General features: G+C 70.3%; 17 protein-coding genes. 11 read left to right on the plus strand and 6 right to left on the minus strand.

The genetic code is table 11. The features are described from left to right. Positions 1-219 precede the first annotated feature (219 nt). The gene (locus ACIQTP_RS16740; protein ID WP_402039600.1) at positions 220-774 is read left to right on the plus strand and encodes a GNAT family N-acetyltransferase; all 555 of its coding nucleotides are present in this window, start codon (positions 220-222) and stop codon (positions 772-774) included. Positions 775-777: 3 nt separating this feature from the next. On the opposite strand, the gene ACIQTP_RS16745 is transcribed toward ACIQTP_RS16740, so the two are convergent. Beyond that, complete coding sequence (locus tag ACIQTP_RS16745) at positions 778-1,461, minus strand: glycerophosphodiester phosphodiesterase (RefSeq protein ID WP_403400490.1); 684 nt, start codon at positions 1,459-1,461, stop codon at positions 778-780. A 426-nt stretch (positions 1,462-1,887) separates the two neighbouring features. Here ACIQTP_RS16745 and ACIQTP_RS16750 point away from each other — a divergent pair, with 426 nt between their 5' ends. The 4 genes from ACIQTP_RS16750 to ACIQTP_RS16765 all read left to right on the plus strand — a co-directional run bounded on the left by ACIQTP_RS16750 (position 1,888) and on the right by ACIQTP_RS16765 (position 5,818). After that, positions 1,888-3,285 carry a DUF6421 family protein gene (locus ACIQTP_RS16750; protein ID WP_403400492.1) on the plus strand — a complete coding sequence of 466 codons (1,398 nt, stop codon included), beginning with the start codon at positions 1,888-1,890 and terminating at the stop codon, positions 3,283-3,285. Positions 3,286-3,320: 35 nt separating this feature from the next. Continuing rightward, positions 3,321-4,079: an SDR family oxidoreductase gene (locus ACIQTP_RS16755; RefSeq protein WP_402039606.1), complete on the plus strand. Its 759-nt coding sequence runs from the start codon at positions 3,321-3,323 to the stop codon at positions 4,077-4,079. Continuing rightward, the gene (locus ACIQTP_RS16760) at positions 4,076-5,149 is read left to right on the plus strand and encodes a threonine aldolase family protein (RefSeq protein WP_388519020.1); all 1,074 of its coding nucleotides are present in this window, start codon (positions 4,076-4,078) and stop codon (positions 5,147-5,149) included. The genes ACIQTP_RS16755 and ACIQTP_RS16760 overlap by 4 nt, the downstream gene beginning before the upstream one ends. 96 nt (positions 5,150-5,245) lie before the next feature. Continuing rightward, positions 5,246-5,818 (plus strand): transglutaminase domain-containing protein, encoded by a 573-nt coding sequence (locus ACIQTP_RS16765; RefSeq protein ID WP_403400497.1) that lies wholly within the window; start codon positions 5,246-5,248, stop codon positions 5,816-5,818. Between the two features lie 192 nt (positions 5,819-6,010). Here ACIQTP_RS16765 and ACIQTP_RS16770 read toward each other — a convergent pair whose 3' ends face one another. Then, positions 6,011-6,739, minus strand: coding sequence for a lysophospholipid acyltransferase family protein (locus ACIQTP_RS16770; RefSeq protein WP_403400500.1), 729 nt, complete (start codon positions 6,737-6,739; stop codon positions 6,011-6,013). A gap of 185 nt (positions 6,740-6,924) precedes the next feature. After that, positions 6,925-7,341 (minus strand): DUF4395 domain-containing protein, encoded by a 417-nt coding sequence (locus tag ACIQTP_RS16775; protein WP_403400503.1) that lies wholly within the window; start codon positions 7,339-7,341, stop codon positions 6,925-6,927. A gap of 75 nt (positions 7,342-7,416) precedes the next feature. Here ACIQTP_RS16775 and ACIQTP_RS16780 point away from each other — a divergent pair, with 75 nt between their 5' ends. The 4 genes from ACIQTP_RS16780 to ACIQTP_RS16795 all read left to right on the plus strand — a co-directional run bounded on the left by ACIQTP_RS16780 (position 7,417) and on the right by ACIQTP_RS16795 (position 10,659). Then, on the plus strand, positions 7,417-7,830 hold the full coding sequence (locus ACIQTP_RS16780; protein WP_099925862.1) for a thioredoxin family protein: 414 nt from the start codon (positions 7,417-7,419) through the stop codon (positions 7,828-7,830). Positions 7,831-8,071: 241 nt separating this feature from the next. Then, positions 8,072-8,602, plus strand: a complete 531-nt coding sequence (locus ACIQTP_RS16785; RefSeq protein ID WP_402039616.1) for a flavin reductase family protein — start codon at positions 8,072-8,074, stop codon at positions 8,600-8,602. Between the two features lie 219 nt (positions 8,603-8,821). Next, positions 8,822-9,607: an electron transfer flavoprotein subunit beta/FixA family protein gene (locus ACIQTP_RS16790; protein ID WP_054228809.1), complete on the plus strand. Its 786-nt coding sequence runs from the start codon at positions 8,822-8,824 to the stop codon at positions 9,605-9,607. Positions 9,608-9,684: 77 nt separating this feature from the next. Next, on the plus strand, positions 9,685-10,659 hold the full coding sequence (locus tag ACIQTP_RS16795) for an electron transfer flavoprotein subunit alpha/FixB family protein (protein WP_403400507.1): 975 nt from the start codon (positions 9,685-9,687) through the stop codon (positions 10,657-10,659). A 62-nt stretch (positions 10,660-10,721) separates the two neighbouring features. Here ACIQTP_RS16795 and ACIQTP_RS16800 read toward each other — a convergent pair whose 3' ends face one another. Further along, positions 10,722-11,612, minus strand: a complete 891-nt coding sequence (locus ACIQTP_RS16800) for an endonuclease/exonuclease/phosphatase family protein (protein ID WP_403400510.1) — start codon at positions 11,610-11,612, stop codon at positions 10,722-10,724. Between the two features lie 182 nt (positions 11,613-11,794). On the opposite strand from ACIQTP_RS16800, the gene ACIQTP_RS16805 reads away from it, so the two are divergent. Further along, positions 11,795-13,099: a DUF6986 family protein gene (locus ACIQTP_RS16805; protein ID WP_403400513.1), complete on the plus strand. Its 1,305-nt coding sequence runs from the start codon at positions 11,795-11,797 to the stop codon at positions 13,097-13,099. A 56-nt stretch (positions 13,100-13,155) separates the two neighbouring features. Here ACIQTP_RS16805 and ACIQTP_RS16810 read toward each other — a convergent pair whose 3' ends face one another. Both ACIQTP_RS16810 and ACIQTP_RS16815 read right to left on the minus strand, forming a co-directional pair. After that, the gene (locus tag ACIQTP_RS16810) at positions 13,156-13,920 is read right to left on the minus strand and encodes a hypothetical protein (RefSeq protein WP_403400515.1); all 765 of its coding nucleotides are present in this window, start codon (positions 13,918-13,920) and stop codon (positions 13,156-13,158) included. A 3-nt stretch (positions 13,921-13,923) separates the two neighbouring features. Beyond that, positions 13,924-14,988 carry a LacI family DNA-binding transcriptional regulator gene (locus ACIQTP_RS16815; RefSeq protein ID WP_403400518.1) on the minus strand — a complete coding sequence of 355 codons (1,065 nt, stop codon included), beginning with the start codon at positions 14,986-14,988 and terminating at the stop codon, positions 13,924-13,926. 220 nt (positions 14,989-15,208) lie between these two features. On the opposite strand from ACIQTP_RS16815, the gene ACIQTP_RS16820 reads away from it, so the two are divergent. Further along, positions 15,209-16,168: an ROK family protein gene (locus ACIQTP_RS16820; RefSeq protein ID WP_402039627.1), complete on the plus strand. Its 960-nt coding sequence runs from the start codon at positions 15,209-15,211 to the stop codon at positions 16,166-16,168. The last annotated feature ends 319 nt before the right edge of the window (positions 16,169-16,487 follow it).

Raw genomic sequence — 16,487 nt, forward strand, 5'->3', positions numbered from 1 at the left:
ATCGGCAACGAACTCCGCCAACTCGCCCCGGAGCCGGTCCACTTCCCCCAACCTCACTCCGGGAAGCTGCCCACGATCAGCCGAGATCACTCAACATAACGAAGCACTACTAGGTCCTGTCCGGCCGATCACGGTGGAGGGAAGCGGCGGGGCCTCTTTGGCGGGGGCGTTACGCTCAGCGGTGCCCGAGCCGCGCCAGAGATTTCGGAGAACCGTTCCATGGACACCGCCGCCGCCACCGGACTGACCTTCCGCGATGCCACCGACGCCGATGTGGACGCCCTCGTCGCGCTGATCGAGTCGGCCTACCGCGGGGACTCCAGCCGGAGCGGCTGGACCACGGAGGCGGACATCCTCGAAGGACAGCGGACCGACCCGGAGGGCGTGCTCGCCGTCATCAAGTCGCCGGACAGCCGCCTCCTGACCGTGGAGCGGGACGGCGCCGTCGTCGCCTGCTGCCAGCTCGAACACCGGGGCGACCACGCCTACTTCGGCATGTTCGCGGTCAGCCCCGCACTCCAGGGCGGCGGCCTCGGCAAGGTGATCATCGCCGAGGCGGAGCGGCACGCCCACGAGACCTGGGGTGTCGCGGAGATGCACATGACCGTGATCTCCGTACGCGAGGACCTCATCGCCTGGTACGAGCGGCGTGGCTACCGCCGTACGGGAAAGATGACCCCCTTCCCGTACGGCGACGAGCGCTTCGGCATTCCGCAGCGTGACGACCTGCAGTTCGAGCTGCTGGTCAAGCCCCTGGCGCGGCCGGCGGAGTGATCCTCAGGCCGTGAAGCGGCCGGTGCGTTTGATCTGGGGGTAGTCGGTGGTGGCGCCGTCCAGCTCCAGGGCGCGCACCAGCCGTAGATGGTCCTGGGTATTCACCACCCAGCCGATGATCCGCAGATCGGCCTTGCGGGCATGCTCGACGACCTCCAGGGTCAGCCGGCGGATGTTGAGGCAGACGGTGGCGGCACCGACCTCCACGGCGCGGTCCACGACGTCGACGCCGTAGCGGCTCGCGATGAGCGCCGTGCGGACGCCCGGCACGAGCCTGGTGATCTCGGCGATCGCCTCGTCGTGGAACGACGACACCTCCACCCGCCCGACCAGATCGCGCCGGTGCATCGCTTCGGCGAGCGCCCGTGCCGCCGCCGTGTCCTTGATCTCGGCCTGCAGCGGCGCCCTGACGGCGTCCAGGACCTCTTCGAAGACGGGCACGCGCTCACCGTGCCCGGCGTCGAGGGAACGCAGCTCGGCGAGGGTCATCTCGGCGATCGGCCCCGAGCCGTCGGTCGTACGGTCCACGTCCGCGTCGTGCATGACGACCAGCGCGCCGTCCTTGCTCAGATGCAGATCGAGTTCGATCAGGTCGAGGCCCGCGTGCTGGGCGGCGATGAAGGAACGGAGGGTGTTCTCGGGTTCGACGCCCATCACTCCGCGATGACCGATGGTGAGGAAGTTCAAGATTCGACTCGCTTCCGTCGACGGCGGCTCGGCTCGCGCGTGGTCTCGGCGGCGCCCACGCGGCAAGGCCGCAGCCTAATCGTCCCGCCGCGCGATGTACCCGCTCGTACGCCAGGCAGGGCGTGTCTGGCGCAAGGGGAGAGCGGGCCGTTGCCGCCGGGGCGCGTCACCCGGGCGTGGGCGAGTCTTTCGGCCGTTGACCCCGAGCGCCCCCGGGTCGTTGCTCCTGCCACTTCCCGGCCCTTCCCGCGGATGCCCGTGTGCCCGGCGCCGTATAGCGGAAGTAGTCGCCTGAGCGGTATCCGGCAGGAAAAAGAGCGGTGAAGATGAGGCAGTGCAGGATAATCTATCGAGTCTCCCCTTGCGGGAAGGAACCTCATATACATACGGTGTGCATACGCGAGGTTCTCCCGTGGAGGGTGAGAGATGACGGAAATTCTTGTGCCAGTGGGTGTGGAGGAGCGGGTTCCTCCCGTGGGCAGGGTGGTGGAGCACCCGGCTTGGCCCGTGCTCAAGGATGCCGTGGAGGAGATCCGGCCCTGGCAGTCCAAGGACGGGTCGATCGACTTCGAGGCCGAGGGCGCCCCGGACACGGCCGATGCCGATCTGGCCGTACGCCGTGCCATAGACGCCGTCGAGCAGCTCGCCCCGCTGCTGCCGCACGACGCCGAGTACCACGAGGCGCTCGTGAAGGACCTGCGCCGCTGGGCCGACGGTGGCTTCCAGGTGCCCGACTTCCTGGACTCCCTGCTGGCCTTCCAGCCCGCCGCGCACCGCGAGGACGGCCTCCAGCACCTGGTCGTCTTCCCGATGTACACGCAGAACGGCAACCTGGACCGCAACTTCGAGGCGGTCGTGCTGCGCATGGTCTGGCCGGAGTGGCTGGCGGAGCTGGAGCGCACCCGCTACGACAACCCGCTGTTCTGCGGCATCACCTTCGAGGACTTCACGGCGGGCTACGACACCAACTCGGCCGTCCTCTTCCCGGAGACGATCGCCGTGCGCGAGGCGCCGGAACGATTCTCCTGGGGCGGCATCTTCTGCGACCGCGAGGCCGCCCGCTTCCGCGCCGTCACCGACGCCGCCGTGGACGTCCTGGGCCTTCAGCTGCCCGAGGACATCGCCGCGATGGTTCACGACCAGGAGCGCTGCGAGCAGGCCTTCGTGCTGTGGGACATGGTCCACGACCGCACCCACAGCCACGGCGACCTGCCGTTCGACCCGTTCATGATCAAGCAGCGCCAGCCGTTCTGGATGTACGGCCTCGAGGAGCTGCGCTGCGACCTCACCGCGTTCAAGGAGGCCGTGAAGCTGGAGGCCGAGGGCCACCAGCACGGCCGTGACGTGCAGTACGCGGTGCTCTTCGACCGGATGTTCCGCTTCCCGGTCACCGGCGACCGCGTCCGCAACTACGACGGTCTCGGCGGCCAGCTCCTCTTCGCCTACCTGCACCAGCACGACGTCGTCCGCTGGACCGACAACAAGCTGCACATCGACTGGCAGCGTGCCCCGCAGATCACCAACCAGCTGTGCGCCGACATCGAGGACCTCTACCGGGCCGGCATCGACCGCCCCAAGCTCGTCCACTGGTTCAAGGCGTACGAGCTCGTCTCCACCTATCTCGCCCCGCACCCCGGCTCCCGCTGGGCCAAGGGCCCGGACGCCCTCGATCTGACCCAGCCGCCCCGTAAGCTCGTCGACGACGTGCTTCCGGACGAGTTTCCGCTGAGCATGTTCTATGAGGCGCTCTCCAAGAAACTGAAGAACGTGATCGCCTCCACCAAGGGCATCACCGCGACGAGCGCCGAGCGGGTCGCCGCGTGAGCCCTCGTACCGGGGATGTTCAGGAGGCGAAGGCGATGTCACACGGAAACGGCAACGGACCTCTCAGCGGCGCGGTGATCGCGGTCGCCGGAGCGGGTGGACCCGCCGGGCGCGCGACGCTGGCCCGGCTCGCCGACGCGGGCGCGACCGTCATCGGATCGGACAACGACCCCGAGCGGCTCGCGGAGGCCGTGGACGCGGCCCGCTACGGGCACGGCGGGGCCACCGTCATCGGCGACACGGTCGACCTGCTCGACCTCGAGTCGACCCGCGACTGGGCCATCCGCGTCGAGAAGGACTTCGGTCACGTCGACGGCCTGGTCCACCTGGTCGGCGGCTGGCGGGGCAGCGAGACCTTCACCAGGACGAGCCTCGACGACTGGGACTTCCTGGAACTGCTGCTCATCCGCACGGTGCAGAACACGTCCCTCGCGTTCCACGAGGCGTTGCAGCGCAGTGACCGTGGGCGCTACCTCCTGATCAGCGCCGCGGGCGCGAGCAAGCCCACCGCGGGCAACGCCGCCTACTCCGCCGCCAAGGCCGCCGCCGAGGCGTGGACGCTGGCCATGGCCGACTACTTCCGCAAGGCCGGGGGCGAGCAGGGCCCGACTTCCGCGGCTGCCATCCTGGTGGTCAAGGCACTGGTGCACGACGCGATGCGCGCCGAGCGCCCGAACGCGAAGTTCGCGGGCTTCACGGACGTCGAGGATCTGGCCGAGGCCATCGCCGACGTCTGGTCGCGGCCCGCCGGTGAAGTGAACGGAAACCGTCTGTGGCTGACCGAGAAGCCGTGAATCCTCCGAAGACCGACGCCCGGCGTCACCACGACCCGGCCGTCCGCGGCTTCGCCAGCGACAACTACGCGGGGGCCCACCCCGAGGTGCTCGCCGCCGTGGCCCTGGCCAACGGCGGGCACCAGGTCGCGTACGGCGAGGACGACTACACGGCGAACCTCCAGCAGATCATCCGCAGCCACTTCGGCGCCACCGCCGAGGCCTTCCCGGTCTTCAACGGGACCGGCGCGAACGTGGTCGCGCTCCAGGCGGTCACCGACCGCTGGGGCGCCGTGATCTGCGCCGAGAGCGCGCACATCAACGTCGACGAGGGCGGCGCCCCCGAGCGCATGGGCGGCCTCAAGCTGCTCACCGTGCCGACGCCCGACGGCAAGCTCACCCCCGAGCTGATCGACCGTCAGGCCTACGGCTGGGACGACGAGCACCGTGCGATGCCGCAGGTCGTCTCGATCACCCAGAGCACCGAACTGGGCACCCTCTACACGCCCGACGAGATCCGCGCGATCTGCGACCACGCCCACGCGCACGGCATGAAGGTGCACCTGGACGGATCCCGGATAGCCAACGCGGCCGCCTCCTTGGACGTGCCCATGCGCACGTTCACCAACGCGGTCGGCGTCGACCTCCTGAGCCTCGGCGGGACGAAGAACGGCGCGCTGTACGGCGAGGCCGTCGTCGTCCTCAACCAGGACGCGGTCAGTCATATGAAGCACCTGCGCAAGCTGTCCATGCAGCTCGCCTCCAAGATGCGCTTCGTCTCCGTGCAGTTGGAGGCGCTGCTCGCCAAGGACCTGTGGCTGCGCAACGCCCGCCACTCCAATCAGATGGCCCAACGGCTGGCCGAGGGCGTGCGCGCGGTGCACGGCGTGGAGATCCTCCACCCGGTCCAGGCCAACGCCGTCTTCGCGCGGCTCCCGCACGACGTGAGCGAGCGGCTCCAGAAGCGCTACCGCTTCTACTTCTGGGACGAGGCGGCGGGCGACGTCCGATGGATGTGCTCCTTCGACACGACCGAGGACGACGTCGACGGGTTCGTGGCGGCGCTCAAGGAGGAGATGGCTCAGGCGTAGCCCGAGCCCCCGCGTCTGCGCCTGCGCCTGCATAGGTATGCGGTCACCTGAAAAGTCATTGACTCTCGGGTGGTCGCATTCCTATGCTCTCCGGGCATGGAGCTGATCCAGAACACCGCCGACCTGTCAGCGTACTTGGCCGCCGACGAGGTCATCGACCATCATCATCCGCTCGTACGGGAGGCGGCCGCGCGGCTGGCCAACGGAGCCGTCGACTCGTATGCCTATGCGCGGGCGGCTTTCGAATTCGTGCGCGACACCATCCCACACTCGCAGGACTCCGGGGATCTTCGGGTCACCTGGCGTGCCTCCGACGTGCTGGAGCGGCGCACCGGCGTCTGCTACGCCAAGGCCCACGCCCTGGCCGCGCTGCTGCGGGCCGAGGACATCCCGACGGCGTTCTGCTACCAGAAGTTCGACGAGGTGCACGGGCTCGTCGCCGTACGGTTCAACGGCGCCTGGCACCGGCAGGACCCCCGCGGCAACAAGCAGGGCGTGGACGCGCAGTTCTCCCTGGACGGCGAGCGGCTGGCCTTCACGCCCGACCCCGAGTTGGGTGAGCTGGACTATCCGGTCCTGTACGCCGAACCGCACCCGGTCGTGCTCGGCGTCCTCAAGGCCGCCCCCGACCGGCCGTACCTCTGGAGGACGCTCCCCACCGCACTCTGAGGCCGGCCACCCGTCACCCGAGTCGGTACGGCCAGGTCCGGGGAGGGATGTGGCCGGCGAGCCACCGGCGAGGTGGCCGTCGATCTCCCGGACACGGGCGAGGCGGTGTGGTGCGACGGGGCCGAACTCACCGAACGCCTGGAGAAGTTCAGCACGGGGCGTGGAGCACCGGCCACGCCCCGGCGTGACGATTCAGCGGGCCTCGGCCGCCTTGACCTCTTCGGGGGTCGGCGCCGTGCCGCCGAGGTGTGCGGGCATCCACCAGGTGTCGTCCGGGCCCTTGGGGCGGATCGGATAGGCGCGCTGCGCGGCCTCCAGGAGCTCCTGGACACGCTCGCGCAGGCGCCGGGTGATGGCGCCCGCGTACTGGTCCTGCGGTGCCTCCACCGGTTCGCCGACCCGGATGGTGATCGGGGTGTGGCTGCGCTTGAAGTTGCGCGGGTGGCCCTTGGTCCACAGCCGCTGGGTGCCCCACAGGGCCATCGGGATCAGCGGCACGCCGGCCTCCTGGGCCATGCGCGCGGCACCCGACTTGAAGCTCTTCAGTGTGAAGGACTGGGAGATGGTCGCTTCGGGGAAGACGCCGACGATCTCGCCGGACCGCAGTGAATCCAGCGCGTGCTGATACGCCGTCTCGCCCTGTTTGCGGTCCACCGGGATGTGCTTCATGCCCCGCATCAGCGGACCGGAGATCTTGTGCCGGAAGACCGACTCCTTCGCCATGAAACGCACCAGGCGCTTCTGGGGCAGGGTCGCCAGACCGTCGAAGATGAAGTCCAGATAACTGATGTGGTTGCTGACCAGCACGGCGCCGCCCGAGCGCGGAATGTTCTCCGTTCCCTTGCAGTCGATCTTGAGGTCCCAGGCCTTGAACAACACTTGGGCGAGACCGACGACGGGACGGTAGACAAGCTCTGCCATGGACGGGGTGGACCCTTTCTCTCTGCTCGGGAAGGGGTCTCCCGGCGGGAAAGTTACGCAGCCGTAGGTTTACGGCATTGCGCAGATCGTGCCCGAAGAACGGACGAGTGGCCAGTCCTGGTGCCGCGATGCGGCGAGATCCTCGTCACGTGTCCCCTGATCGACCTCGGACTTCTAACTCACCGTCACTGGGCGCGTACCGTCACCCGGCGTACGAGCAGGTACATCTCGCAGCCCAGGCAGTACCCGAACGCCGCGTTGAGGAACGCGGCCGCCAGCGCGCAGCCGGTCGCGGCGAACCCCAGCCAGTCGGGCCCCGCCGTGAAACCGATCAGCCCCACCACGGCGAACACGAGCCCGACGGCCTGCGCGAACTGCGGCGGCTGCGGCGACTCGAACTGTGCCGACGGTCCGAGTCGGGCGCGTACGACCTTCCGGAACAGCCAGCCGTAAGGGGAGCGCGCCACGCCGCCCGAGGCGCCCAACGCGAACGCCAGTACCTGCCAGGCCAACAGCCAGGTGTTGCCGGTGATCAGAACGGCCGCCAGTACGACGGTCGTCACGGCCGCACCGAACCGCGGTCCTCTCGCGTCAATGTCCATGAATCAAGCATTCCGTATGACGGGCGGTTCATGGACCCGGGAATCTTTGCGGTCTCGTGAATGCTTGTCCTGAAGATGACCGGACTTGTGGTGTGCGTGGTGGTGCTCGCGGCGGCGAGCGCGTTCGGAGTGCTGCAGCGGCGGCGGAGCGGGAGGGTGAGAGTGCGCGGACGTGACGGCGGAAAGCGGCTCGGGGCGGCGGAGTTGGGGGAGGGGCTCGGTGAACGGGCCACGCTCGTCCAGTTCTCCAGCGCTTTCTGCGCTCCCTGCCGGGCCACCCGGCGGGTGCTCACCGAGGTGGCCGGAATGGTCCCGGGTGTGCACCACGTGGAGATCGACGCCGAGGACCGCCTCGAACTCGTCCGCGAACTCGAGATCCTCAAGACCCCGACCGTGCTCGTCCTCGACGCCGACGGACGCATCGTGCGGCGCGCGACCGGACAGCCGCGCAAGGCGGATGTGATCGCGGCGCTGGGAGAGGCCGTCTGACCCGTGGCGATCATGGTGAGGCATCTCGCAGATGACCGGACGTACTTGACTGCACGCACCACCTATCGTCAACCTGACCGTATGCCCCCGGAACTCCTTCTCTTCGAGCGCGTCCACGTGGACCTGGCCCGCACCGCGAGTGCGCGCTGTCCGGTCTGTTGAGCACCTACGGACCTTCCCCCACTCTCGGCTTCGCTCGAGCGGGGGGACCCCACGTCCCCACTCGCAGAAGGACGACTCCATGACGGCCACGCCCGACCTGGACACTTTTCGGCTTGCCTCTCCCGATGCGCAACTCGCCTCACCCGACCTCCTGCGCTCCGTCTTCCGGCAGCACGCGGCCGGTGTCGCCGTGATCACGGCGCAGGGCGGGTCGGGTCCGGTGGGCTTCACCGCCACCTCGCTCACCTCGGTCTCCGCCGAGCCCCCGATCGTCTCCTTCGGCATAGGTGTCGGCGCCTCCAGCTGGCCCGCGATCTCCGAGTCCGACCACGTCGGCATCCACATACTCGGCGAGCACCAGCAGGAACTCGCCGCCACCTTCGCCCGCAGCGGCGCCGACCGCTTCGGCGCGCCCACCCGTTGGCGTAAGGGCCCGGAAGGTGTTCCCGTCCTCGACGACGTACTGGCCTGGCTCGTGTGCCGGGTCGTGGCACGGGTGCCGGCCGGGGACCATCGCATCGTGCTGGCCGAGGTCGTCCTCGGTGATCCGTCGGGCGCGGGCCGCCCGCTGCTGTACCACCAGGGACGCTTCAACGGCCTGCGCGACTGACGCTACTCGCCGGTCCTGCCGGTGAGTCCTACTCGTCGGTTACGCAGCGTTGCGAAGGTCACAGTTCAAAGCGCTTGCTTAGTGGGCAGGAACTGGGTGTACTGACGAGTAATATTTCGTTCGGAGCGCGGGCCGCCCCGACCGGGATCGGCCGCTTCAGGCGCCTATGCTGCCTGAAAGAAGGCAGCCCAGAAATGACGATGCAGTAGGAGAGCCGGCGTGAGCTTGAGGATCGTTGTCACTGTGAAGTACGTGCCCGACGCCACTGGCGACCGGCACTTCGCCGATGACCTGACCGTGGACCGTGACGACGTGGACGGTCTGCTCTCGGAGCTCGACGAATACGCGGTGGAGCAGGCGCTGCAGATCGCCGACGAAGCGGACGACGCCGAGATCACCGTGCTGACCGTCGGCCCCGAGGACGCCAAGGACGCGCTGCGCAAGGCGCTTTCCATGGGCGCGGACAAGGCCATCCACGTCGAGGACGACGACCTGCACGGCACCGACGCGATCGGTACGTCGCTGGTGCTCGCCAAGGCGATCGAGAAGGCCGGCTACGACCTGGTCATCTCCGGCATGGCCTCGACCGACGGCACCGCCGGTATCGTCCCCGCCCTGCTGGCGGAGCGCCTGGGTGTCCCGCAGGTCACCCTGCTGTCCGAGGTCTCCGTCGAGGACGGTGTGGTCAAGGGCCGCCGTGACGGTGACAGCGCCTCCGAGCAGCTGGAGGCCTCCCTCCCGGCGGTCGTGTCGGTGACCGACCAGTCGGGTGAGGCGCGTTACCCCTCCTTCAAGGGCATCATGGCCGCCAAGAAGAAGCCGGTGGAGTCCTGGGACCTGGAGGACCTGGAGATCGAGGCGGACGAGGTCGGTCTCGAGGGTGCCTGGACCAAGGTCGACTCCGCGACCGAGCGCCCGGCGCGCACGGCCGGCACGATCGTCAAGGACGAGGGCGAGGGCGGCAAGCAGCTCGCCGAGTTCCTCGCGGGCCAGAAGTTCATCTAAGGGCCCGTTCGAGGCTCGCTGAACCCCCGACTCGCTGACCGCCCCTCATCTTTCGTAAGCAGGAGAGAAGAAGTCCCATGGCTGAAGTTCTCGTCTACGTCGACCACGTGGACGGCGCCGTCCGCAAGCCCACCCTGGAGCTGCTGACGCTGGCCCGCCGCATCGGCGAGCCCGTCGCCGTCGCCCTCGGCTCCGGCGCCGAGGCCACCGCCCCCGCGCTCGCCGAGCACGGCGCGGTCAAGGTCCTCACGCACGACGCCGCCGAGTACGCCGACTACCTGGTCGTCCCGAAGGTGGACGCGCTCCAGGCCGCGTACGAGGCGGTGTCCGCCGGCGGCTCCCTGGCCGCCGTGCTCGTCCCGTCCTCCGCCGAGGGCAAGGAGATCGCGGCCCGCCTCGCGATCCGCATCGGCTCCGGCATCATCACCGACGCGACCGACCTCGAGGCCGGCGACGAGGGTCCGGTGGCCACGCAGTCCGCGTTCGCCGCCTCCTTCACCACCAAGTCCCGTGTCGCCAAGGGCACCCCGGTCATCACGGTCAAGCCGAACTCGGCCGCCGTCGAGGCCGCCCCGGCCGCGGGCGCCGTCGAGGCCCTCGCGGTCTCCTTCTCCGAGAAGGCCACCGGCACCAAGGTCACCGCGCGTACCCCGCGCGAGTCGACCGGCCGCCCCGAGCTGACCGAGGCCGCGATCGTGGTCTCCGGCGGCCGTGGCGTCAACGGCGCCGAGAACTTCTCGATCATCGAGGGGCTCGCCGACTCCCTCGGCGCGGCCGTGGGTGCCTCGCGTGCCGCGGTGGACGCCGGCTGGTACCCGCACACCAACCAGGTCGGCCAGACCGGCAAGTCCGTCTCGCCGCAGCTGTACATCGCCTCCGGAATCTCCGGCGCGATCCAGCACCGCGCCGGTATGCAGACGTCGAAGACGATCGTGGCGATCAACAAGGACGCCGAGGCGCCCATCTTCGACCTGGTCGACTACGGCGTGGTCGGCGACCTGTTCGAGGTCGTCCCGCAGCTCACCGAGGAGATCAAGACCCGCAAGGGCTGATCGAGTCCGGCTCCGGCCGTACGAGGCCCCCGTGACCGCCCGCGCGGTCACGGGGGCCTCGCTCATGCCAGGCTCAGCCAGGTCTGCACGGGCAGATGGTCACTGGGGAACTGACCGTCCACCGCGAAGGTGTCGACGGCCGTCCGGTGCACGGTCACTCCGGAGCCGACCAGGATCCAGTCGATACGGTCGCCGTCCGGCGTCAACGGCTGGTAGCCGTGGAAGGTCCCGTAGAGCGGGCCGCGCTCGGCCGCCGTGTCCCAGGTGTCGACGAGCCCGGCGCCCAGCATCGCTTCGTACACCGGGTTCTGGTGGGCGACGGCGTTGAAGTCGCCGGTCACGACGAGCGGCAGAGCGCGGTCGAAGCGCGCGATGCGTTCGGAGATGAGACTCGCGGCACGCATGCGTGCGTACTGACTCGCGTGGTCCAGATGGGTGTTGAGCACATAGAACTCCCGTGCGTCCCGCAGGTCGCGGAAGCGCACCCAGGTGACGATGCGCGGGAAGGCGGCGCCCCAGGTGTTCGAACCGATCAGCTCGGGGGTGTCGGAGAGCCAGAAGCTGTCGTGCTCGACCGGGGTCAGCCGGCGGGTGTCGAAGAAGATCGCCACCGCCTCGTCGTGGCTGCCGCCCCTGCGGCCCGTGCCGATCCAGTCGTAGTGCGGTCCGAGGTCGGAGTCGATGTCACGCAGTTGCTGGTAGACGCCCTCCTGGGTGCCGATGACGTGGGGCGACTCCCGGCGTAGCAGCTCGCGCATCACCGGGCGGCGCACGGCCCAGCTGTTGGGCTCGGAGGCGCTCGCGAAGCGAAGATTGAACGTCATGATCTCCAGACGGTGGCCGCCGCGCCGGCTGGCGGAGGCGGACGCCGTGGTGAGCAGGGGTACGGCGACCGCGGCGGCCACCACCGTCCGCAGGCCCATGCGTCGCGTCACTCTGCGGGTTTTCGACATGTGTGATCCCCTCCTTTCGGGGCCAGCATGAGGGGTGTGCCCCGCGACGCGAAAGAAGGCGTGGGGCGGGAGTGCACATGACGGACCATGCCGTGGACAGGTGTTGACCATCGGGAAGCACCATGGATAACTTCGCTCTACGGATTGTTGATTCCGTGGAGCGGAAAAATGGAGGGTGTGGGATGGGTCAGGGCCAGCAGGAGAACGTGGCGACGAGCCTGGCGGGCGCCGTCAGCGAGGAGATCAGCGCCTCCCTCGCCCCGGTCGACGCCGAACTGGCGCGGCGTTACCCCGGAGACTCCGGCACCCGGCAGCCCGTCCACACCGTGTACGTCCCCGGCGACGTGTTCGCCGCCGACACCATCCGCTCCTGGGGCGACCGGGCCCTCGCCGCCCTCGACGAGCACGCCCCCGACGCCGCGTCCTTCGCCGCCGTCCTCGGCCTCACCGACGAGCTCGCCGAACCCGTGTACGACCGCGTACGCGCCAAGCTGGAGCGCGAGCCCGTCGAGGACCTGCGGGTCGACTTCGAGGACGGCTACGGCCCGCGCCCGGACGCCGAGGAGGACGAGGCGGCGGCCCGCGCGGCCCGCCTGATCGCCGAGGCGTACGAGAACGGCACGGCCGCCCCGTACATGGGCATCCGTATGAAGTGCATGGAGGCGCCGGTACGGGACCGGGGCATCCGCACGCTCGACATCTTCCTGACGGGCCTGATGGAGTCCGGAGGCCTGCCCGCGGGGCTCGTGCTGACCCTGCCCAAGGTGACGTACGCCGAGCAGGTCACCGCGATGGTCCGGCTCCTGGAGGAGTTCGAGAAGGCGCGTGGCCTGGAGCCCGGCCGCATCGGCTTCGAGATCCAGATCGAGACCAGCCAGTCCATCCTCGCGACCGACGGCACCGCGACCGTCGCCCGGATGATCCAGGCCGCCGAGGGCCGCGCCACCGGACTGCACTACGGCACCTTCGACTACAGCGCCTGCCTCGGCGTCAGCGCCGCCTACCAGGCCAGCGACCACCCGGCCGCCGACCACGCCAAGGCGATCATGCAGGTCGCGGCCGCGGGCACCGGCGTACGCGTCTCGGACGGCTCCACCAACGTCCTGCCGATCGGCCCCACCGAGAAGGTCCACGACGCCTGGCGCCTCCACTACGGCCTCACCCGCCGCGCCCTGGCCCGCGCCTACTACCAGGGCTGGGACATGCACCCCGGCCACATCCCGACCCGTTACGCCGCCGTCTTCGCCTTCTACCGCGAGGGCTTCGAACAGGCCGCCGTCCGCCTCTCCCGCTACGCCAGCCACACCGACGGCGACGTCATGGACGAACCCGCCACCGCCAAGGCCCTCAGCGGCTATCTCCTGCGCGGCCTGGACTGCGGCGCCCTGGACATCGCGGAGGTGGCGAGGCTGACGGGTCTGACGAGGGCCGACCTGGAGGGCTTCGCCGTGCCGAGGCGCGGTGACCTGACCATCTCGGCCAAGTGAAGCTCCCCGCTGCCAAGGGCGCGAGGAACCGCGCGATCAGCCACGGACCACCCGCACTATGAGGACGGGCCGGCTCCTACGTACTTCTCCAGACCGGAAGCCGTGGTGAGCCGCTCCTTTGTGAACAGCTCGGTACCGCGCGCGCAGAGCGCGGCGTCGCCGCGAGCCCGCGCGCAGAACTCCTCCGGCGTCTCCCCGAACAGCTCCCGCAGTGGCGCCGACCCGGCGAGGAGCGAGGCGAGCAGCGGGCGCTCGCCGGGGTGCGGGCGAGGTGTCCCGGAGCCGTTGTGGAGAACCCCGCGGCGGTTGACGTACACACAGGCACCCGGCAGGAGCTCACCGGAGTCCAACTCGATCCGCACGTCGGAGGCGGGCAGCCACGCCCGGCCGTACGCCCCCTCAGCCACCGCAACGCCCTCACTCGCGTCCACCACCGCGAGCTGCGTCGCGTCCAGCCACGTGAGGAACAACTCGCCGACGGCGCCCGGCGTGTGGAACGGCGACGCGGACACGTACCCCATCGGACTCACATGGGCCGAGACGCCGACCCCGAGGCCGCGGACCCGCGTCTTCACCATCGGGATCGTGCCCGACACCCCGGACTGCGCCATCTTGTGCCGGAGTTGGGCCGGGCAGGCGTTGGAGCCGACCGCGAGGACCGGGACGCGGTCCTCGTACACCCTGCGCGTGAGCGGCAACAGCCGGTCCCCGTCGAGGAGTACGGATTCCTCGGGCCGGGCGCCCGGGTAGCTCAGCGGGTGCTCGCGAGGCGCCTCGGCGAGGCCGAGCGCTTCGAGGGTGCGCGGGTCCGGCTCGGCCACGGCTCAGTCCGAGGGCGGCAGTTCGCCCGAGCCGCGGGTGATCAGACGGGTCGGGAGTTCGATGCGTTCCGGGGTGATGAGGGTGCCGTCGAGCTGGCGGAAGAGGCGCTCGGCGGCGGTGCGGCCGAGGGCGGCGGCGTCCTGGGCGACGACGGTGACGCCGGGCTCGAGGAGGTCGGCGAGCTCGATGTCGTCGAAGCCGACGAGGGCGACGGGCCGGCCGCGCTCGGCGATGACACGGACGACCGTGACGGTGACGCGGTTGTTGCCGGCGAAGACCGCGGTGACGGGGGAGGGGCCGGACAGCATGTCCTCGGCCGCCTTCCGCACCCGCTGCGGGTCGGTGACGCCCAGGGACATCCAGTCGTCCTCGACGGGTATGCCCGCCTCCTCCATGGCCGCGCGGTAGCCGCGCAGCCGCTCGGCGGCGGTGTGGATACGCGGCATGTCGCCGATGAAGCCGATCCGGCGGTGGCCGTGGGCGATCAGGTGGGCGACACCGTCGCGGGCCCCGCCGAAGCTGTCGGACAGCACCACGTCGGCGTCGATCTGTCCCGCCGGGCGGTCCACGAACACCGTGGCGACGCCCGCCTTGATCTCGGGCTCCAAATAGCGGTGGTCGTCACCGGCCGGGATGATCACCAGCCCGTCCACCCGGCGCGCGCACAGGGCGAGGACCAGTTCCTGTTCGCGGTCCGGGTCCTCGGCGCTGGAGCCGTTGATGAGCAGCGCGCCGTGGGCGCGGGCCACCTCCTCGACCGCGCGGCTGAGGGGGCCGTAGAAGGGGTCGGCGAGGTCCTCCAGGACGAGCCCGATGCTCGCGGTGCGGCCCTTGCGCAGCACCCGGGCGCTGTCGTTGCGCCGGAAGCCCAGCGCGTCGATGGCCTCCTGGACGCGGCGCTCGGTGTCCGGAGTGACTCCGGGCTCACCGTTGACGACCCGCGAGACCGTCTTGAGGCCCACCCCGGCTCGTGCCGCCACGTCCTTCATGGTCGGACGGTTGCCGTAGCGGTTCTCGGATCGGCGGGCGGTCTCTGCCACGATGCGCTGTCCTGTCCTGTCGTCCATGGTTCCCGTCGCCCACGCGGCGGTCCCTGTCGGCCACGGGTCCTGTTGTCCACGGGGGTGCGTCGGTCCATGGGGTTGTATGAGGATGTGGCGTCGAGCATAGAGCCTGGACAACGTTGTCAGATGCGGGAGAGACTGTCCACCGCATTCTCCGGCCTGCGCCCCCCATCGCGAGACCGGTCTGCCCCTTTCACCAGGTTCACCGGGAGAACTGACACTGATGCACACCGACCTCGTGGCCGCGCTCGACATCGGCGGCACCAAGATCGCCGGAGCGCTGGTGGACGGCCGCGGCCGCATTCTTCTGCGCGCGCAGCGCGCGACGCCCGCGCAGGAGGACGGCGACACCGTGATGGGGGCCGTCGAGGAGGTGCTCGGTGAGTTGACCGGATCACCGCTGTGGAGCCGGGCGGGGACCGTCGGCATCGGCAGCGCGGGGCCGGTGGACGCCTCCGCGGGCACGGTGAGTCCGGTGAACGTGGCGGGCTGGCGCGACTATCCGCTCGTCGAGCGGGTGCGTGCGGCGACCGGGGGCCTGCCGGTCGAGCTGATCGGCGACGGGGTGGCCATCACGGCCGCCGAGCACTGGCAGGGTGCGGCGCGCGGCCATGACAACGCCCTGTGCATGGTGGTCTCGACGGGTGTCGGGGGCGGGCTGGTCCTGAACGGTCAGCTTCACCCCGGTCCGACGGGCAACGCGGGCCACATCGGGCACATCAGCGTGGATCTCGACGGTGACCCCTGCCCGTGCGGTTCGCGCGGCTGCGTGGAGCGCATCGCGAGCGGTCCGAACATCGCGCGGCGGGCGCTGGAGGGCGGCTGGCGGCCGGGGCCCGACGGTGACACCTCGGCCGCCGCGGTGGCCGCCGCCGCGCGCGAGGGCGACCCGGTGGCGGTGGCCTCGTTCGAACGCGCGGCGAAGGCGCTGGCGGCGGGCATCGCGGCGACCGCGACCCTCGTCGAGATCGACATCGCCGTCATCGGCGGGGGGGTGGGCAAGGCCGGGGAGGTGCTCTTCGAGCCGCTCCGCAGGGCGCTGGCCGACTACGCCACCCTGTCCTTCGTGCAGCGGCTGACCGTGGCGCCCGCTCTGATGGGCACGGACGCCGGTCTCGTCGGCGCGGCGGCGGCCGCGCTCAGCAGGCAGCCGAGCACGGCCGCGGAGCGGGTCGCGGGCTGAGCGCCGCCCCGAGCCGCGGTGGATCGGCCGGGGCCGGATCGCCCCCCCGGGTCGCGGGCCGATCGCCCGAGTCGGGCGGCTGATCCCGCGAGCCGCGGTTCGCGCCCGCGGGTCGGGTGCGCCGGCCGGAGCCGCGGGTGATCCGCCGGGGATGCGCGGACCGCGAGCCGGGGACCGGCTTGCGGTCCGGGACCGATGACCGCCGGGGGAGCGCCCTGAGGCCTGCTCCCCCGGCGTGGTCGGCTCGGCCCCGCTCGGGCCGAGCACTTCAGCCGAGAGCGGAGCATCCGGGCAGGGGTACCGGCCGGGCTCGGGCCGA

Origin of the sequence: Streptomyces sp. NPDC090798 (genome assembly GCF_044768965.1) — a bacterium.
Classification (GTDB): domain Bacteria; phylum Actinomycetota; class Actinomycetes; order Streptomycetales; family Streptomycetaceae; genus Streptomyces.